This is a genomic window from Mitsuaria sp. GD03876, assembly GCF_029840635.1.
GTDB lineage: Bacteria > Pseudomonadota > Gammaproteobacteria > Burkholderiales > Burkholderiaceae_C > Roseateles.
On sequence record NZ_JAOCCU010000044.1, the window covers coordinates 34,992 to 52,142 of the forward strand.

Here is a 17,151-nt window from a genome sequence, read left to right on the forward strand (position 1 = left end):
GCTCCTGGGGGAACACGATGGGCGGCTTGCTCGGCATGTTCACCATTCTAGACATCGGAGAACGATTTTGTCCAAAATGATGAACATCGCCGCGAGCTTGATCCTGCTTGCTTGGCGCCTCGACGCGTACTGCGCCCCACAAGCGGTGAACGCTGCCACCGTGCCGCCCCTTTCCGCATCGGACGCCACCCCAGCCCTCACCCCCATCGCCGCCAGCCTGCGCTACGACTCGCGCCTGGCCGAGTTCAAGCAGCCTTTCGGCGCGCAGCCGGCCAAGACCTGGGTCGAGTTCCAGATCAGCGCCCTGCCCGGCGTCGACAAGCTGGAGCTCGTCATCGAGCGCCGCCGCGTCGAGGGCAACGAGGACGTCGTCGCCTATGCCGAGGAAGCCCGCGTGCCGCTGCACAAGACCGCCGGCGCCGCGGGCCGCGAGCGCTGGAAGGCGCGGCACCGCTTCGGCGGCCCCGGCGTCTACGGCTACTACTTCGTCGCGACGATCGGCGGCCAGCGGTACCTCGTCCAGAACAACGCCGATCCCATCCACTGGACGAAGGAAAAGGGCTCGATGGGCCCGGCCACCGTCGCCGCGATGCCCGCCGGCCTCGACGCCAAGGACCCATTCGCGATCCGGCGCTTCCGGCAGACGATCTTCGCGTCGGACTTCATCGTGCCGGACTACGCCCGCGACCTCGTCTACTACTACGTCTTCCCCGAGCGCTTCCGCAACGGCGACAAGTCGAACGACCCGCAGGTCGGCCAGGCGAAGTACCAGGACCACGGCATCGAGCGCCACCCGCGCTGGCTGGACCGGCCTTACAAGCCGGGCAGCGGCGACGGCTCCGACGCGGTCTACAACAACGACTTCTTCGGCGGCGATCTCGCCGGCCTCATCGACAAGCTCGACGACCTGCGCGAGCTCGGCGCCAACGCGCTGTACCTGACGCCGGTGTTCCAGGCCGCCAGCAACCACAAGTACGACACCGGCGACTACCGGCGCGTCGACCCGGCCTTCGGCACCAACGCCGACTTCGAGCGCCTCACGCGCGAGGCCGCCCGGCGCGGCATCCGCGTGATCCCGGACACCTCGCTGAACCATGTCGGCGCGGACTCGCCCTACTTCAACCGCTTCGGCAACTTCCCCGCCGGCGGCGCCTTCGACAACGGCAAGCCCAACCCGGCGTCGCCGTATGCGAGCTGGTTCAAGTTCGACCTGTCCAAGGCCAAGCCCGACGACCAGTACGCCGCGTGGATCGGCATCAAGGACCTGCCGGAGCTCGACAAGTCGAGCAAGGCCTTCCGCGACTACGCCTTCGGCAAGGAGGGCGTGATGCAGTACTGGCTCGACCGCGGCGCCGCGGGCTGGCGCATGGATGTCGCACCCTGGGTGCCGGACGACTTCTGGCGCGCCTGGCGCGTCGCGGTCAAGAAGCACCGTCCCGACGCGCTGACCATCGCCGAGACCTGGTTCGACGCGAGCAAGTTCTTCCTCGGCGACACCTTTGACGGGACGATGAACTACATCTTCCGCAACGCGGTGCTGGACTACGCGGCCGGCGGCGATGCGCAGCGCGCGTACGCCAACCTGGAGCTGCTGCGCGAGTCGTATCCGCCGCAGGCGCTGTTCGCGTCGATGACGCTGCTGTCCTCGCACGACCAGCCGCGCGCGCTGTTCCACTTCGGCGTGCGCGACGACAGCCCGCCGGGAAAGGTGGCGGACGGCAAGCGGCGCCTGCTGCTGGCGATGTTCTTCCAGATGACCTACCCCGGCGCGCCGACGATCTACTACGGCGACGAGGTGGGCGTGGGTGGCGGCGAGGACCCGTACAACCGCGCGCCGTATCCCTGGGCCGACGAGGGTGGCCAGCCGGACCTGGCGTTGCGCGGGCAGGTGCAGCGGCTGGTGGCGCTGCGGCGATCGCAGCCGGTGTTGCGGCACGGCAGCCTGACGGCGCCGCTGTGGCTGGACGAGCACGTGATCGTGCTGCTGCGCCAGGACGGGAAGCGCAATGCGATCGTCGCGATGAACAACGCGACCGAGCCGATGCGCGTGGAGATCGCGCTGCCCGCCGCGTTGCGCGGCGAAGCCTTCATCGACGCGATGGCGCCCGGCGCGCCGATGAAGGCGGCGGACAACGGGAAGCTGATCGTGGAGATCGCGCCGCTGTCGGGGCGGGCGTTGATCGGCGACTGACCCGGGCGCGCACGGACATGCGCGGCCGGTGGACGAATGGCGAACCCAAGTGGGGGAACGGGTACTAGCTCGACATCCCTTTACCGTCCCCTGCCGACATGCCGATCAAGTCCTGGCCCCGCCACGCGGCCGCGCCGACCCCGCCGTCCCTCGCATCGATCGTTGGCGAGCATCAAGCCGCCCTCCACGACCGCTTGCGCCACATCAAGACAGCGCTGCAGAGCTGGCCGCCGCCGGCTCACCTGACGCGCGCCGAACTGCCTGTCCTTGAGGAGCGGCACGGCCGGCTCGAACGCGAGATGGCCTTTCTTGCGAAATCGCCGGACGGGCCGCGGACCGCGCATCGGCTGATGGTCCTCGGCGCCGAGGCCGAGGCGCTGGCCGCCGTGGTCGCGCCGCGTCCATCCGCGGCTTCCCCGGTGCCTGATCCGGCTCGCCCCCGCTTCCGTGCGCCCCACCAGGCGCCCATCGCCCAACGCCCACCGGCGGCCGCCTCGAGCGATCCCCGTCAGCTCGGTGCCGCGACGCAGGCGCGGGTGCTCGCGGACATCGGCGTCATCCGGCATCGCCTGGACGCCCTCGAGCGCCGCGACGACGCGCGCTACACCTCGAGCGAGCGCGCCGCGATCCACGCGCAACTCGGCCAGAGCCAGCGTGTCGGTCACGAGCGCGGCGCCGACTGGCCACAGGCGGCCCTCATGCTCCAAGGTGCCAAGACGTGGCTGGCCAGGCTGGAAGGCGACCTCGCCAAGCTCGACGCCTTTCCTGGCGGCTGGCGGTCGCTGGACATCGATCGCCGCGCCCTGGACCCGGTCTCGCGGCAGCGGGCGGAACAACGCGCCTTCCGCGCGGCGCGCCTCATGACGGCGACCGGCTGCGATCCGCGGGAAGCGATGGCGATGGCGCGCCGGGTCGGCGCCGCGGTGGAAGCCCGGTGCCCCGAGACCTCGGCGCTCCTGAACGAGCAGGTGCGGCGCGCGCTCGACAAGTACCCGGCCGGCCTGGTCGACCCGCTGGTCCGCATGCTGCGCTTCACGGGCACGGCGGACGTCGCCGACGGCATCGCCGTCCTGCGTCCGATGATGCGATTGCCCGCCGCGCTGACCGAGCGCCTGGCGCAGAACGGCATCAAGATCCTGCCGTCGCCCGGTGGCCTTTCCGAAGCGGCGCCGTGGACGCACGGACGTCCGGTCGGCGAGCTCTCGGAGGCGTTCTTCGACCCCGCGGGCCGCTCGCTCGTCATTCCCACCGTGCGAGATCCGCGGACCGGCGCGGTCCGCGTCGAGGACGTCGTCACGCCGCTGCATGAGGCGGCACACGCCTACGTGCACGCAGGCGGTCCCCTCTCGCATCGGGAGGCGCGGTTCCTCGCCGCCCGCGAGCGGGACGTGGCGCAAGGCCACCTTCGCCCCGGACACGACGAGTACTACCTGCGGTCGCTCCCGGGACTCGACAACGATCCCAAGGAGGAGACCCACGTCGAGAGCCTGGCGATGTTCCTCGTGGGCGACCGGCGCTGGCCGGCGCTGCATGCGTACTGGACCGATCAGCTCGGCGCCGGCAGGACGGCGGGATCGCCCGGCGTGACGCGCTGATCGGCGATGGCGGATCAGCCGGAAACCTCCCCGGCCGCTCGCCCGACCAGCCCGGCCTTCCTCCACCGCCGCCCCGGATGAACACAGCCCCGCCCGGCTTTCGCCGGACGGGGCTGCGTCGCTCGTCAGACCGGCCCGGGCCAGTCCTCGGAAGCCGGGTTCAGAACTTGTAGGTCGCGCCGACCAGGAAGGTCCGGCCCCACTTGATGTACTCGAGCGGGCGGTCCTTCGTGCCGGCGTAGGTGCGATAGGCCTCGTTGGTCAGGTTGTTGACCTGTGCCAGCAGGCCCAGTCCCTTCAGCGGACCGTCGTTGAACGTGTAGCCGATCTGCGCGTCGGTGATGCTCTCGCCCACCACGTAGCGCAGCGTGCGCGCGCCGTTGAAGTTGCCGATCTCGCCGATGAAGTCCGACCGCCGGCGTTGGCTGACGCGGAACTCGAAGCCGTTGGCCTCGTAGTACGCGGTCAGGTTGTAGACCCGCTTGGACAGGCCCGGCAGCGAGATCGGGCCGCTGCCCACGCTGCTCGCGCTGTCCGGATCCTTGATCGAGATGTTGCTGTCGTTGAACGTCGCGCTGGCCGTGAGGCCGAAGCCGTTCAGCGACGAGCTGATCAGGTTCAGCGGCAGCGACGCCGTCAGCTCCAGGCCCTTCAGCTGGCCGCCCTGGCCGTTGTACGGGGCGGTGAAGTTGCCCACCAGCAGCGCCGGCGGCTGGCCCGGACGCGGCACGTAGTCCGCGACGAAGCGCGAGAAGTCGTAGTTGTCGACGGTCTGCTTGTAGATGTAGCTGCGCAGGTCCTTGTAATAGGCCGCCGCCGCCACGTAGGCCTTGTTGCCGAAGTACTTCTCCCACGACAGGTCGACCGCGTTGGCGCGCCACGGATTGAGCTGCGGGTTGCCGCCCGACGCGCCCGGCTTGCCGGTGTTGCCGTCCACGCCGAACTCCAGGCCCGCATTCATCTGCTCGACGCGCGGACGCGCCATCTGCTTGGCCAGCGCGAAGCGCACCGTCTGCTCGCCCGGCAGCGACCACACCAGGTTCAGCGACGGCAGGTAGTCCGTGTAGGTCTTGCCGCCGTCGATCGGCTTGACGCCGCCCGCGCCGTTGTTGAGCGTGGCGTCCCAATAGTTGGACTGCGAGGACTGGTCCGTGTGCACCACCTGCAGCCCGAGGTTGCCGCGCACCGGGATGCCGAAGGTCGTCGAATCGATGTTGCCCTTCAGGAACACCGTCGTGGCCTTCTCCTTGACCTGCCAGGCCTTGGGGATCAGGTAGTTGAGCGACTCGGTCGGCTCGAAGGTCATGTAGCGGCCGACCGCGCCCGGCACGTTCCACGCGGGGATCGTGCCCAGTCCGGCGAAGCTCAGGTCGACCGGGCTGTACTGGAACTCGGAACCGATCGCCGTGTTGCCCTGCGCGCCGACATTGATGTTGCCCTCGGGCTGGCGCTTCTTCTTGGAACGGTCGGCGTAGTTCAGGCCCGCCTCGAAGTCGGAGAACCAGGCCGACACGGCCGCCGGCGCCGGCAGGTTGCCCACCAGCTTGAAGCCGGTCAGGTCGTCCTTGACGCTGGGCAGCTTGCCGTAGCCTGAACCGTAGATGGTGTTCTGCAGGTACAGCTGCGACGGATCCGAATACTTCAGCCCGGTCGTGAACTGCGAGAAGTCGCCCGAGTTGAACGCCAGCTTGACGTTGTCCAGCGGGATCGCGCCCGGCACGGCCAGCAGCTGCGTGTTGTTCTCCAGGCTCAGCTCCTTGCGGGTGGCCTTGGAGTAGTTCACGTCGGCCGTGACCGTCAGGCCGCTCTCGAACTTGAGCTTGTTGTTCCAGCCGGCGGCGACGATCTTGTCGTCGCGCTTGTTGTACATGCCGCGCACCAGCGGATAGGCGTTCAGCAGCGTGCCGCCGGTCTGCGTGCCGTTGTTGTTGACCGTCGGGTTGGACCAGTCCAGCGGCGCGTTGTTGCCGTTCCAGGTCATGCTCATCTCGAACTGGTTGGCCGTGTCTTCCTGCTTGGCCTTGGTCCAGAAGCCGTCGACGACGCTGGTCCAGTTCTTGGTCGGGCGGAACTCGATCGTGCCCATCAGCGCGTCGCGCTCGAGCTTGCCGGTGCGGCGCAGCGCCTTGATGCCGCCCGAGTTGTAGGTGCCCGCCGGCAGCCCGGTGCGGGCCGACTGGTCCCAGGGCTCGTACAGGCCGACCTGCTCTTCCTGCACCGGCGTCTGCTGGTGCGCGTAGCCCAGCGACACGCCGATGGTGCGGTCGGCGAATTGGTCGATGTAGCTGGCGCTCAGCCGGTTGCCGTTGCCGGTGGCGTTGGCCGCCGAGCCCAGCGAGTTGCGCTGGCCGCGCGCGTTCAGCGTGACCAGGCGGCTGCTGAAGTTCAGCGGACGCACCGTCTGCATGTCGATCGTGCCCGACAGGCCCTGGCCCACCAGGCCGGCGTCCGGCGTCTTGTAGATGACGACGCCGCTGAGCAACTCGGACGGGTATTGGTCGAACTCGACGCTGCGGTTGTCGCCGGTGGAGACCAGCTCGCGGCCATTGAGCAGCGTGGTGGCGAAGTCCGGCGACAGGCCGCGGACCGAGATCACCTGCGCGCGACCCGCGACGCGCTGGGCCGACAGCCCCGGCAGGCGCGCGATCGATTCGGCGATCGACACGTCGGGCAGCTTGCCGATGTCCTCGGCGGAGACCGCCTCGACGATCGAGTCGGAGTTCTTCTTGACCGAGATCGCGGCCTCGATGCCGCGGCGGATGCCGGTGACGGTCACCGTCTCCAGCGTCTTGTCGGCGGCGGCCTTGGCCGCGGCGTCCTTGTCGGCTTCGGTCTGGGCTTGCGCGTGCGCGGCGCCCGCGGCCAGCAGGGCCAGCGTCACCAGGCAGCCGGCAGCCACCGGCTGCACACGGAACAACTCGCGCGAGGCGTGCGATGTCTTCATTTGTTTGTCTCCTGTATGAACGGCGGAACCCAACGTTCTGGAAGAATTCTGTACTAAAACTAGATCACGAACCAAGTCCTCGCAAACCCTGGAAGCCGTTTGATCGCCTCTTCATGGCCTAAAAACGACGAAGTTACCTCGGGTTTCTACGGACAAACCTGCAAATTAGGGGTGAGAAATGCAAAACGGCGGCCTCGCGGGCCGCCGTTAGCATCTGGTGATGTAGCTGGACTACAACTACATCACCACCTCATCGCACCGATTGCTCCAGCGCGAAGGCGGCGCCGTCCAGCGCGGTCAAGGTGTCGGTGATCAGCACGCAGGGGACCGACGCCAGATAAGGCGCGAACCGCCCCTTGGCCTCGAAGCGGGCACGGAACGGCGAGCTGAAGAAACCCTCGCCCAAGCGCGGCACGATGCCGCCTCCGATGTAGACGCCGCCCCGCGCGCCCAGCGCCAGGGCGACGCTGCCGGCGAAGCTGCCGAGGAAGGCGCAGAACTGCTCCACGGTCTTGGCGCAGATCGCGTCGCCGGCCTGGGCCCGCTCGAGGATCTGCTCCGCGCTCAGCCGCTGCGTCGACGGCTGCCCCGCCACGGCCGCGACCGCCGCATGCAGCGTCGGCAGGCCGATGCCCGACAGGAAACGCTCGGCCGACACATGAGGGAACTCGTGGCGGGCGGCGGCGAGCAGTTCGCTTTCATAGTCGTTGGTCGGCGCCAGCGTCATGTGACCGCCCTCGCCCGGCAAGGCGATCCAGCCGCCGGAGGTCTCGATCACGCCGCCGACCCCCAGCCCGGTGCCCGGGCCGATCACCGCCAGCGTGCCGCGCGGCGTCGCCGACTGCGCCGGGCCGGGCACGGCCGCGACCTGGTCCGGCCGCAGGCGCGGCAGCGACAGCGCCAGCGCCTCGAAGTCGTTGAGCAGGCGCAGCTCGTCCAGGCCCAGCGCCGCCTGCAGTTGGCTGCGCGAGAAGGTCCAGTGGCTGTTGGTGAGCTCGATCCGGTCCTCGTTGATCGCGGTGGCCAGCGCCAGCGAGGCCCGGCGCGGACGCGCCGAGAGCCCCAGGCCGGCGAGTTCCTTCAGATAGGCCTCGGCCGCGGCGCGCAGCGATTCGTATTGCGCCACCGGCAGCTTGCGCACGTGCTGCACCGGCTGGCCGGGACCGTCGACCCAGGCGAAGCGGGCATTGCTGCCGCCGATGTCCGCCACCAGCCACGGATACCCCGCGGCGCTCGTTGCCCGGCCGGTCGTCTCGTTCCGGCCCACGGCCACACCCTGTTCTACTTGCACTGTTTCTTGTCCTGCTTATCGGCTTGGGGACGCCCCATCCGGGTGCGCCAAAGGCCGCCACGAAGGCGGAATGGGCGCAAGGTAGCAAAACTACAGCAATCGCACAAGGGCAGAGTCCCCCGGTCGTCGCGAAGCGGCTTCAGCGCATGCGACGCGGGATCGCGAGTCTTCTCCAAACGCTTGTCGTCAATGAACTTTTGTCCCGGAGCGATGCATCGGAGAGGCCGCCTCGATGCTGTAGTCACACTACAACCAGAGAATCGACAATGCGGCAATCGGCATGCCTTCGGCGCCTGTTTTCCCGCTAGGGCGAACCCTTTCGGATGAGAGGGGGCGACGGGCCATAATCATCGCTTGCCTGCCGCCTCGTCCCGGAACACACCCGCTTCCGGGCGCCCGACGCGGTCATCACCCCTGCTTCATGCGTGAATTCGACAGTCCCCGGCTGATCGCCGACATCGGCGGCACCTTCGCCCGCTTCGCCCTGGAAACCTCGCCGGGGGAGTTCGAGCACATCGCGCTGCTGCGCTGCGCCGAACACGCCGACTTCCACGCCGCCGTGCGCGCCTTCATGGACCGGCTGCCGCGCCAGCTGCGGATCTCGCACGCGGCGATCGCGATCGCCAACCCGGTCGAGGGCGACCAGGTGCGGATGACCAATTACCACTGGCAGTTCTCGATCGAGGAAGCGCGACAGCGCCTGGGCCTGGACACGCTGGTGGTGGTCAACGACTTCACGGCGCTGGCGATGGCGCTGCCGCGGCTGCGCGGCAGCGAGATCCGCCAGATCGGCGGCGGCGAGCCGCGCGCCAACAGCGTGATCGGCCTGCTGGGCTCGGGTTCCGGCCTGGGCGTCTCGGGGCTGATCCCCGCCGGCGAGGGCTGGATCTCGCTGGGTTCCGAAGGCGGCCACACGAACTTCGCGCCGCGCGACGAGCGCGAGATCGCGCTGCTGCGGTTCGCCTGGAACGAGTACGAACACGTGTCCTTCGAGCGGCTGCTGTCCGGCCCCGGCCTGGAGCTGATGCACCGGGCGATGGCGGACTACCTGAAGCGGCCGTCCGAGCCGCTGAGCGCGCCGGAGATCACCGCGCGGGCGCTCGAGGCCGCCGATCCGGTGTGCGAGGCCACGCTGGACCTGTTCTGCACGCTGCTGGGCACGGCGGCGGCCAACCTGGCGGTGACGCTGGGGGCGCTGGGCGGCCTGTACATCGGCGGCGGCATCGTGCCCCGGCTGGGCGAGTACTTCGACCGCTCGCGCTTCCGCGAGCGCTTCGAGGACAAGGGCCGCTTCTCCGACTACGTCGCCGCGATCCCGACCTACGTGATCACGGCCGAGCATGCGACGTTCAAGGGCGCGTCGGCGATCCTGGAGGCGCAGTTGCGCAGCCTGCACAACAGCGGCGGCGGCGCCTCGGCCATCGTGGGCCAGATCCGGCGCGCGCGCGACAGCCTGTCGCCGGCCGAGCAGCGGGTGGCGGACCACGTGCTGGCGCATTCGCGCAAGGTGCTCAACGACCCGATCGCGGAGATCGCCAAGGCGGCCAACGTCAGCCAGCCCACGGTGATCCGCTTCTGCCGCTCGCTGGGCTGCGAGGGGCTGTCCGACTTCAAGCTGCGGCTGGCCTCGGGGCTGACCGGCACGGTGCCGGTGAGCCACACGCAGGTGACGCAGGACGACTCGATGGTGGAGTTGGGCGAGAAGGTGCTGGGCAACACCGCCTCGGCGATCCTGCAGGTGCGCAGCCAGCTCAACCGCGACATGATCGACCGCAGCATCGAGCTGCTGCTGCAGGCGCCGCGGATCGAGTTCTTCGCGATCGGCCATTACGGGGTGGTGGCGCAGGACGCGCAGTTCAAGTTCCTGCGGCTGGGCATCGCGTGCAACGCGTACGTGGAGCCGCGGCTGCAGCTGCTGGCGGCGCAGACGCTCAAGCCGGGCGACGTGGCGGTGCTGATCAGCAGCAGCGGCAAGCTGCCCGAGCTGATCGCGGTGGCCGACGCGGCGCGCGAGCGCGGCGCGCACGTGGTGGCGATCACCGCGAGCCAGTCGCCGCTGGCCAAGAAGGCGGACGCGGCGCTGATCGTCGACCACGTCGAGGACGTGGCGACGCACCTGCCGATGATCAGCCGCATCCTGCACCTGCTGGTGATCGACATGCTGGCGGTGGGCGTGGCGATGCGGCGCGATCCGGCCGGCCCGGCGGGCACGGTGCTGGGCGCGGCGCATCCCGACCTCGACGAACAGGACGAGGACGGCCGCTCCAGCGCCCGCCGCGCCGCGCCCGGCATCAGCCTGGCCTCGCCGCTGGCCAAGCTGACGGCACACAGCCGCTGAGCGTCGCTCGACGCGGACGTCCGGGGGACGCCGCGTCGAGGCCTCTTCCGGATCGACGCTGATCCCTCGCATCGCGCGCCAGCGCCAGCACCCGGGTTCGCTCACTCACCGGCCTTCCGCCTCGCGCGGTGCCGTCCGCGAGTGACCGATGACCACCCCTTCCCCGTCCCCGGCGCCGGATTCGCCTCCGGCCGCGCATCCCTTCGACGCGCTCTGCCTCGTCGCCGCCTTCCACGAGATCGCCGCGGAACCCGCCGCCCTCGCCCATCAACTCGGCCTGGGCCCGCATGACGCCGCCGGCCCCGACGAGCAGTTGCGCGCGGCCCGGCTGCTCGGGCTGCACGCGCGGCGGCTGCCGGTGCGTTTCGAGCGCCTGGCGCGGTTGCCGTTGCCGGCACTGGTCTGGCTGAGGGCGGACGACGACGCCAGCGACGGTCCGGCGCGCCCCGTCGTGCTCGGCCGCGCCGGCGATCACGGCCTGCTCGTCGCCGATCCCGCCGTCGACACCGCGCGGCCCCGCACGCTGTCGCCCGAGGCCTTCCGCGCGCGCTGGATCGGCGAGGTGATGCTGCTGGCCAGCCGCGCCAGCCTGATCGGCGCCGCCGCCCGCTTCGACTTCAGCTGGTTCATCCCCGCACTGGTCAAGCACCGGCGCCTGCTGGCCGAGGTGCTGCTGATCTCGTTCGTGCTGCAGGCGTTCGCGCTCGCCCACCCGCTGTTCTTCCAGGTCGTGATGGACAAGGTGCTGGTGCACCAGGGCCTGTCGACGCTGCACGTCGTGGTCACCGGCCTGGTGGTCGTGATGCTGTTCGAGAGCCTGCTCTCCGGCCTGCGCCACTACATCCTCTGCCACACCACCAGCCGCATCGACGTGGAACTCGGCGCGCGGCTGTTCCGTCACCTGGCGGCGCTGCCGCTGGCCTATTTCCAGGCGCGGCGCGTCGGCGACTCGGTGGCCCGCGTGCGCGAACTCGAGCACATCCGCGCCTTCCTGACCGGCCAGGCGCTCACCGTGGTGCTGGACCTGCTGTTCTCGGTCGTCTTCATCGCGGTGATGTTCGCCTACAGCGTGCCGTTGACGCTGGTGGTGCTGGCCGGCCTGCCGGTGTACGCGCTGCTGAGCGTGCTGATCGTGCCGGTGCTGCGGCGCCGGCTGGACGAGAAGTTCGCGCGCGGCGCCGAGAACCAGGCGATGCTGGTCGAGTCCGTCACCGCGATCCAGACCGTCAAGGCCGGCGCGCTGGAGCCGGCGTTCTCGCGCCGCTGGGACCGGCAGCTGGCCGCCTACGTGTCGGCGAGCTTCCGCACGCAGAATCTGGCCGCCTGGGGGCATGAGGGCATCGGCCTGGTCGGCAAGCTGACCCAGGCCGCGACGCTGTGGTGGGGCGCGAAGGAGGTGATGGCCGGATCGCTGACGGTCGGCGAGTTCGTCGCCTTCAACATGTTCGCGCAGCACGTCGCGCAGCCGGTGATGCGCATGGCCAACCTGTGGACCGACTTCCAGCAGACCGGCCTGTCGATGGCGCGCCTGGGCGACATCCTCAACACCCGCACCGAGGCCCCGCCCTCGAGCGCCGCGCAACTGCCGGCGCTGCGGGGCGCGGTCGAGCTGCGCGACGTCACCTTCCGCTACCGGCCCGAGGCGGCGCCCGCGCTGCGCGGCGTCGACCTGGCGGTGCGCGCCGGCGAGGTGATCGGCATCGTCGGCCGATCCGGCAGCGGCAAGAGCACGCTGACGACGCTGGTGCAACGGCTGCACCTGCCGCAGGAAGGCCGCGTGCTGATCGACGGCATCGACACCGGCCTGATCGACGCGGCGCAGCTGCGGCGCCAGATCGGCGTGGTGCTGCAGGACAACGTGCTGTTCCACCGCACGCTGCGCGAGAACATCGCGATCGGCGACCCGGCCGCGCCGATCGAGGCGGTCGCGCGCGCGGCGCGCCTGGCCGGCGCGCACGACTTCATCAGCGAACTGCCCGAGGGCTACGACACGATCGTCGGCGAACAGGGCAGCTCGCTGTCCGGCGGGCAGCGCCAGCGGGTCGCCATCGCGCGGGCGCTGTTCAGCGACCCGCGCATCCTGATCCTCGACGAGGCCACCAGCGCGCTGGACTATGAAAGCGAGGCCGTGCTGCACCGGAACATGGCGCGGATCTGCCGCGGGCGGACGGTGATCGTCATTGCCCACCGGCTCAGCGCGGTGCGCGGCGCCGACCGCATCGTCGTCATGGAGCGCGGCCGCGTCGCCGAGCAAGGCACGCACGACGAACTGCTGCGGCGATCCGACGGCCTGTACCGGCACCTGTGGTCGATGCAGGACGGCGTGGGAGCCCAGGCATGAGGCGCCGGGATGCGGTGGGCAGCGCGGCGCGCGAGCTGCTGGGGCGTTATCGCGAGGTGCTGCGGGCCGCCTGGGCGGCGCGGCGCGAACTGGCCGGCCCGGCGCGCCTGGCCGACGAGGCGGCCTTCCTGCCCGCCGCGCTCGCGCTGCGCGACACGCCGATGCATCCGGCACCGCGCCGGACCGCGGCGGCGCTGATCGTGCTGGCGGGGATCGCGCTGGCCTGGGCCATCGTCGGCCGGGTGGACATCGTCGCGGTCGCCGGCGGCAAGCTCGTCGTCAGCGACCGCGCCAAGCTCGTGCAGCCGCTGGAGCGCGCCGTGGTGCGGCAGGTGCGGGTGCGCGACGGCGACCGCGTCGAGGCCGGCGCGACGCTGATCGAGCTCGACGCGACGACGCCGTCCGCCGACCGGGACGCGCTGGACGGCCAGTGGCGCGAGGCGCTGTCGCAGCACTGGCGGACCGCGACGCTGATCGCGGCGCTCGAGACCGGCCGCGAACCGGCACCGGGTCCCCTGCCCGCCGCGTGGACCGTCGCCGATCGACGGCAGGCGCGCGAGGCGCTGGACGCCGAATGGTCCGAGTGGCGGGCGCGGGCGGCGCGGCTCGAGGCCGAGGCCGCGCGGCGACAGGCGGAACACGACACCGCCAGCGCCGCCGTCGACCGGCTGGAGACCGCCCTGCCCCAGGCGACGCGGCGCGAGGAGGACCTGCGCGACCTGCAACGCGAGGGCTTCGCGGCCACGCACGCGTGGCAGGACCGGCGACGCGAGCGGCTGGACGTCGAGGGCGAGCTCCGGACGCAGCACGCCCGCCTGCGCGAGGCGCTGGCGGCGCTGGCCGAGACGCGCGCGTCGCGCGCGGCGCTGGCGGCCGAGACGCGGCGCCGCTGGCACGAGGCGCGCGAGCAGGCCCAGGCGCGGCTGGCGCAGATCGACGCCGAACTGCGCAAGACCGACCGGCGCGAGCAGCTGACGCGGCTGGTGGCGCCGGTGACAGGCACGGTGCAGCAGCTGGCGGTGCACACCGGCGGCGGTGTCGTGACCGAGGCCCAGGCGCTGATGGTGGTGGTGCCGGACGACGCGCCGGTCACCGCCGAGGTGATGCTGGAGAACAAGGACGTCGGGTTCGTGCGGGTGGGCGACACGGCGGCGATCAAGCTCGAGGCCTTCCCGTTCACGCGGCACGGCACGCTGCCGGCGACGGTGACGCGGGTGAGCGCCGACGCGATCGACGACGAGCAGCGCGGGCCGCTGTACGCGGTCACGCTGACGCTGGACGCGCGCGACATCGAGGTCGACGGCCAGCGCCGGCCGCTGCGGCCCGGCATGGCGCTCGGCGCGGAGATCCGCACCGGCGACCGGCGCGTCATCGACTTCCTGCTGAGCCCGCTGGAGCGGCGCGCGAACGAGAGCCTGCGGGAGCGGTGACGGCCGCTCGCCCGCCTCCGCGGCGCGGTCGTCGTCGCGGCGTCGCTCGCACCGAGGCGACGCCGGTTCTTCGGCGTCGCGCCGACGGCCCTCACCAGCCCGCCAGCACCTCCTCGGCCAATCCGAAGGCGGTGCTGGCGCCGGTGCCGCTGGTGACCATCACGAGCCGCGTGCGCTCGTCCGGCGCCTCGATGAGGCACGGTGCGTCGGCGCTGACCGGATAGACGCCGGTCCAGCGCTCGACGACCTCCAGCGACGGCAGGTCCAGCTGCCGGTGCAGCTCGTCCAGGATCAGGCGGTCCACCGCCTCGCTCGCGAACGGCGGCAGCACCGGCCCGTAGTGGTGCGAGTCGCCGACCACCAGCGTGCCGTCGGCGCTCTGCACCGCGATCAGGTGGATGCCATGCGCGAGCTCGTCGGGCCGCTCGGCCGACAGCCGCGCCCGCAGCGCTTGCGCCTCTGGCAGCGCCGAGTAGCCCTCGTAGCGCACCAGGCTCAGGTCGGCCATCAGCGCGGCGTTCAGCCGGAACCCCGCTGGCGGCCGCACGCGCAGCATTTGCAGCTGGCACAGCGACAGCGCATGCGGCGTCCAGCGGCCGGCGAACAGCCCATGCAGCTCCGCGCCCGAGCACACCGCGACGCGTTCGGCGCGGTAGGTCGCGCGGGCGGTGCGCACGTGGGGCGCCTCGACCTCGAGCACCGCTTCGCCGAAACGGAATTCGACACCGTGCGCCTCGGCCAGCCAGGCGGCGATGCGCGGGATCACCTCGCGCGACTCGACGCGCAGTTCATGCGGGCTGTACAGGCCGCCGAGCAGGCCGTCGGCGCGCAGTCCCGGCTGGCGGGCCGCGGCCTGCGCGGCATCCAGGCGCTCGCAGCCCTCGCCCATCTCGGTGCGCAGGAAGGCGTCGAGCACGGCCTCCGATTCCTCGCAGCGCGCGGCCATCAGCAGGCCGGCGTGCTCGATGCGCAGGCCGGCTCGCGGCGCCAGCTCGGCCCACAGGTCGCGCGAGCGCCGCGCGCGGCGCCAGTGCGCGCCGCGCTGCTGGCCGGTCACGGTCACGAAGCCGAAGTTGCGGATCGATGCGCCGATGCAGGCCGCGTCGCGCTCGACGACGACGACGCGCCAGCCGCGCTTCGCGCCGGCCCAGGCATGAGCCAGGCCGACGATGCCGGCGCCGACCACGAGGAGGTCATAGGTCATGGGAAAGGGAGTTGTCACCGCTCAGGAGTGTTCGTTGCAGGCTCGGTTTCGGTTGGCCCCTCTCCCGCACTGCGGGAGAGGGGTTGGGGTGAGGGTCGCCGCAGGCAGCGAGCGCGCCTCCGCTACCGCGCTCGCCACCGCTGCGTGCGCTGCACCAGCGCATGGCCGACGAGGCCGATCGCGCCGCGTCCCAGCGCCGCCGTCGCGAACAGCAGCGTCGCCATCGCCGCCGCCGGCGCCGTGTCGCCGGCGTCGTCCATCGCCAGCACCGCGATCGCGGCCAGCGTCGTGTCCGGCGAGTACAGGAACACCACCGCCGACACCGTCGTCAGCGCGCTGACGAAGAAGTAGCCTGCCACCTGCACCAGCGTCGGGATCGCGATGGGCAGGTGCACCTTGCGCAGGTGGGTCCAGAACGGCAGGCCCAGCGACTCGGCGACGCGCTCGTACTCCGGATCGAGCTGGCGCAGCGCGCCGAGCTGCGTCAGGTGCGCGACCGAGTAGTAGTGCGCCACCGTGCACAGCACCAGGATGCCGAGCCCGCCGTACCAGCCGCGCAGCGGGTTCCACGGCGCGTTGAAGAACAGGATGTAGCCCAGCCCCAGCGCCAGTCCTGGCACCGCCATCGGCAGCGTCGCCAGCGCGTTGAGCAGGCCGCGCGCGGCCACGAAGCCGCGCGGCTTGTCCACCAGCCAGGCCAGCAGGAAGCTCAGGCCCGCGCCGGCCGCCGCCGTCCACAGCGCCATCCGCAGCGAGTTCCAGTAGCTGGTCCAGCCGCCGCCGTCGCTCATGTCGAACTGGTAGTGCGCCAGCGTCGGCGTCAGCTGGTACGGCCAGTACTGCGCGAACGACGCGTACACGGCGATGCCGAACACGCCGACCAGCGCCGCGGCGACGACCGCGCAGTACAGCAGCGCCGCCAGGTCGCGCGGCGCATGCGGCGTCGGCACGTGCGGCACGGCGCGCAGGCTCAACACCGCGCGCTGGCGCGCGCGCAGCCGCTGCTCGACCGCGAAGGCGCCCAGCGCCGGCAGGAGCAGCAGCAACGCGACGACGGCGCCGCGGTCCAGCCGCTGCTGGCCGACGACTTCCTTGTAGATGTCGGTGGCCAGCATCGCGGTCTGTCCGCCGACGACCTTGGGCACGCCGAAGTCGGTCAACACCAGCACGAACACGACCACCAGCGAGATCAGCAGCCCGTAGCGGCTGGCCGGCAGCGTGACCGTGCGGAACACCCGGCCGCCGCCGGCGCCGAGGCAGCGCGCGGCCTCGATCAACCGGGCGTCGCTGCTGGACAGCGTGGTGACCAGGATCAGCATCGCGTGCGGGAAGGTCCACAGCACCGACCCCAGCACGATGCCGGCCGGACCGTAGATGCTGGCGATGCCCAGCGCCTGCATCGGGCCCTTGAGCAGGCCCTGGTTGCCGAAGGCGTAGACCAGTCCGATCGCGGCCAGCAGCGACGGCGCCAGCAGCGGCAGCAGCGCCAGCGCCCGCCACAGGCCCTTGGCCGGCAGCGCGGTGTGGGTCAGCGCCCAGGCGTAGCCGTAGGCGAGCGCGACGCAGACCACCGCGGACACGGCCGACAGCGCGACGCTGTTCCACAGCGCGTTCCAGCGGCCGGCTGAGAAGTAGGAGACGAAATGCGCCGCGCCGACGAAACGGCCGTGACCGTCGAGCACGCTCTGCGCGAGCAGCGAGATCAGCGGCAGCAGGATGATGACGATCAGCGCCATCAGCGCGGCCGCCAGCATGGCCCTCAGCACCCAGCCCTCGATGGGCCGCCGCTGGGTATTCCCCTCTCCCGCACTGCGGGA

At 71.1% G+C, this 17,151-nt stretch carries 9 protein-coding genes; 5 read left to right on the forward strand and 4 right to left on the reverse strand.

All coding sequences use genetic code 11. The features are described 5' to 3' along the window. Positions 1 to 160: 160 nt before the first annotated feature. Together N5D62_RS22550 and N5D62_RS22555 are read left to right on the forward strand one after the other, a co-directional pair. On the forward strand, positions 161 to 2,191 hold the full coding sequence (locus N5D62_RS22550) for a glycoside hydrolase family 13 protein (protein WP_279760142.1): 2,031 nt from the start codon (positions 161 to 163) through the stop codon (positions 2,189 to 2,191). A 98-nt stretch (positions 2,192 to 2,289) separates the two neighbouring features. Further along, positions 2,290 to 3,786, forward strand: coding sequence for a hypothetical protein (locus N5D62_RS22555; protein ID WP_279760143.1), 1,497 nt, complete (start codon positions 2,290 to 2,292; stop codon positions 3,784 to 3,786). Between the two features lie 160 nt (positions 3,787 to 3,946). On the opposite strand, the gene N5D62_RS22560 is transcribed toward N5D62_RS22555, so the two are convergent. Together N5D62_RS22560 and glk are read right to left on the reverse strand one after the other, a co-directional pair. Next, a complete protein-coding gene (locus N5D62_RS22560; RefSeq protein ID WP_279760144.1) occupies positions 3,947 to 6,730 on the reverse strand; it encodes a TonB-dependent receptor in 2,784 nt (927 codons plus the stop codon). A 250-nt stretch (positions 6,731 to 6,980) separates the two neighbouring features. After that, a complete protein-coding gene (gene glk / locus N5D62_RS22565) occupies positions 6,981 to 8,021 on the reverse strand; it encodes a glucokinase (RefSeq protein ID WP_279760146.1) in 1,041 nt (346 codons plus the stop codon). A 421-nt stretch (positions 8,022 to 8,442) separates the two neighbouring features. Here glk and N5D62_RS22570 point away from each other — a divergent pair, with 421 nt between their 5' ends. From N5D62_RS22570 to N5D62_RS22580, 3 genes are all read left to right on the forward strand, one after another. Beyond that, positions 8,443 to 10,359, forward strand: coding sequence for a glucokinase (locus N5D62_RS22570; RefSeq protein ID WP_279760147.1), 1,917 nt, complete (start codon positions 8,443 to 8,445; stop codon positions 10,357 to 10,359). 148 nt (positions 10,360 to 10,507) lie between these two features. After that, complete coding sequence (locus N5D62_RS22575) at positions 10,508 to 12,700, forward strand: type I secretion system permease/ATPase (RefSeq protein ID WP_279760148.1); 2,193 nt, start codon at positions 10,508 to 10,510, stop codon at positions 12,698 to 12,700. Further along, entirely contained in the window at positions 12,697 to 14,130 is a 1,434-nt protein-coding gene (locus N5D62_RS22580; RefSeq protein ID WP_279760149.1) for an HlyD family type I secretion periplasmic adaptor subunit, read from the forward strand. The genes N5D62_RS22575 and N5D62_RS22580 overlap by 4 nt, the downstream gene beginning before the upstream one ends. A gap of 91 nt (positions 14,131 to 14,221) precedes the next feature. Here the strand turns inward: N5D62_RS22580 and N5D62_RS22585 are convergent, their stop codons facing one another. Beyond that, on the reverse strand, positions 14,222 to 15,334 hold the full coding sequence (locus tag N5D62_RS22585) for a TIGR03364 family FAD-dependent oxidoreductase (RefSeq protein ID WP_279760150.1): 1,113 nt from the start codon (positions 15,332 to 15,334) through the stop codon (positions 14,222 to 14,224). A gap of 122 nt (positions 15,335 to 15,456) precedes the next feature. Beyond that, entirely contained in the window at positions 15,457 to 17,112 is a 1,656-nt protein-coding gene (locus N5D62_RS22590; protein ID WP_279760152.1) for a putative 2-aminoethylphosphonate ABC transporter permease subunit, read from the reverse strand. Positions 17,113 to 17,151: the final 39 nt, after the last annotated feature.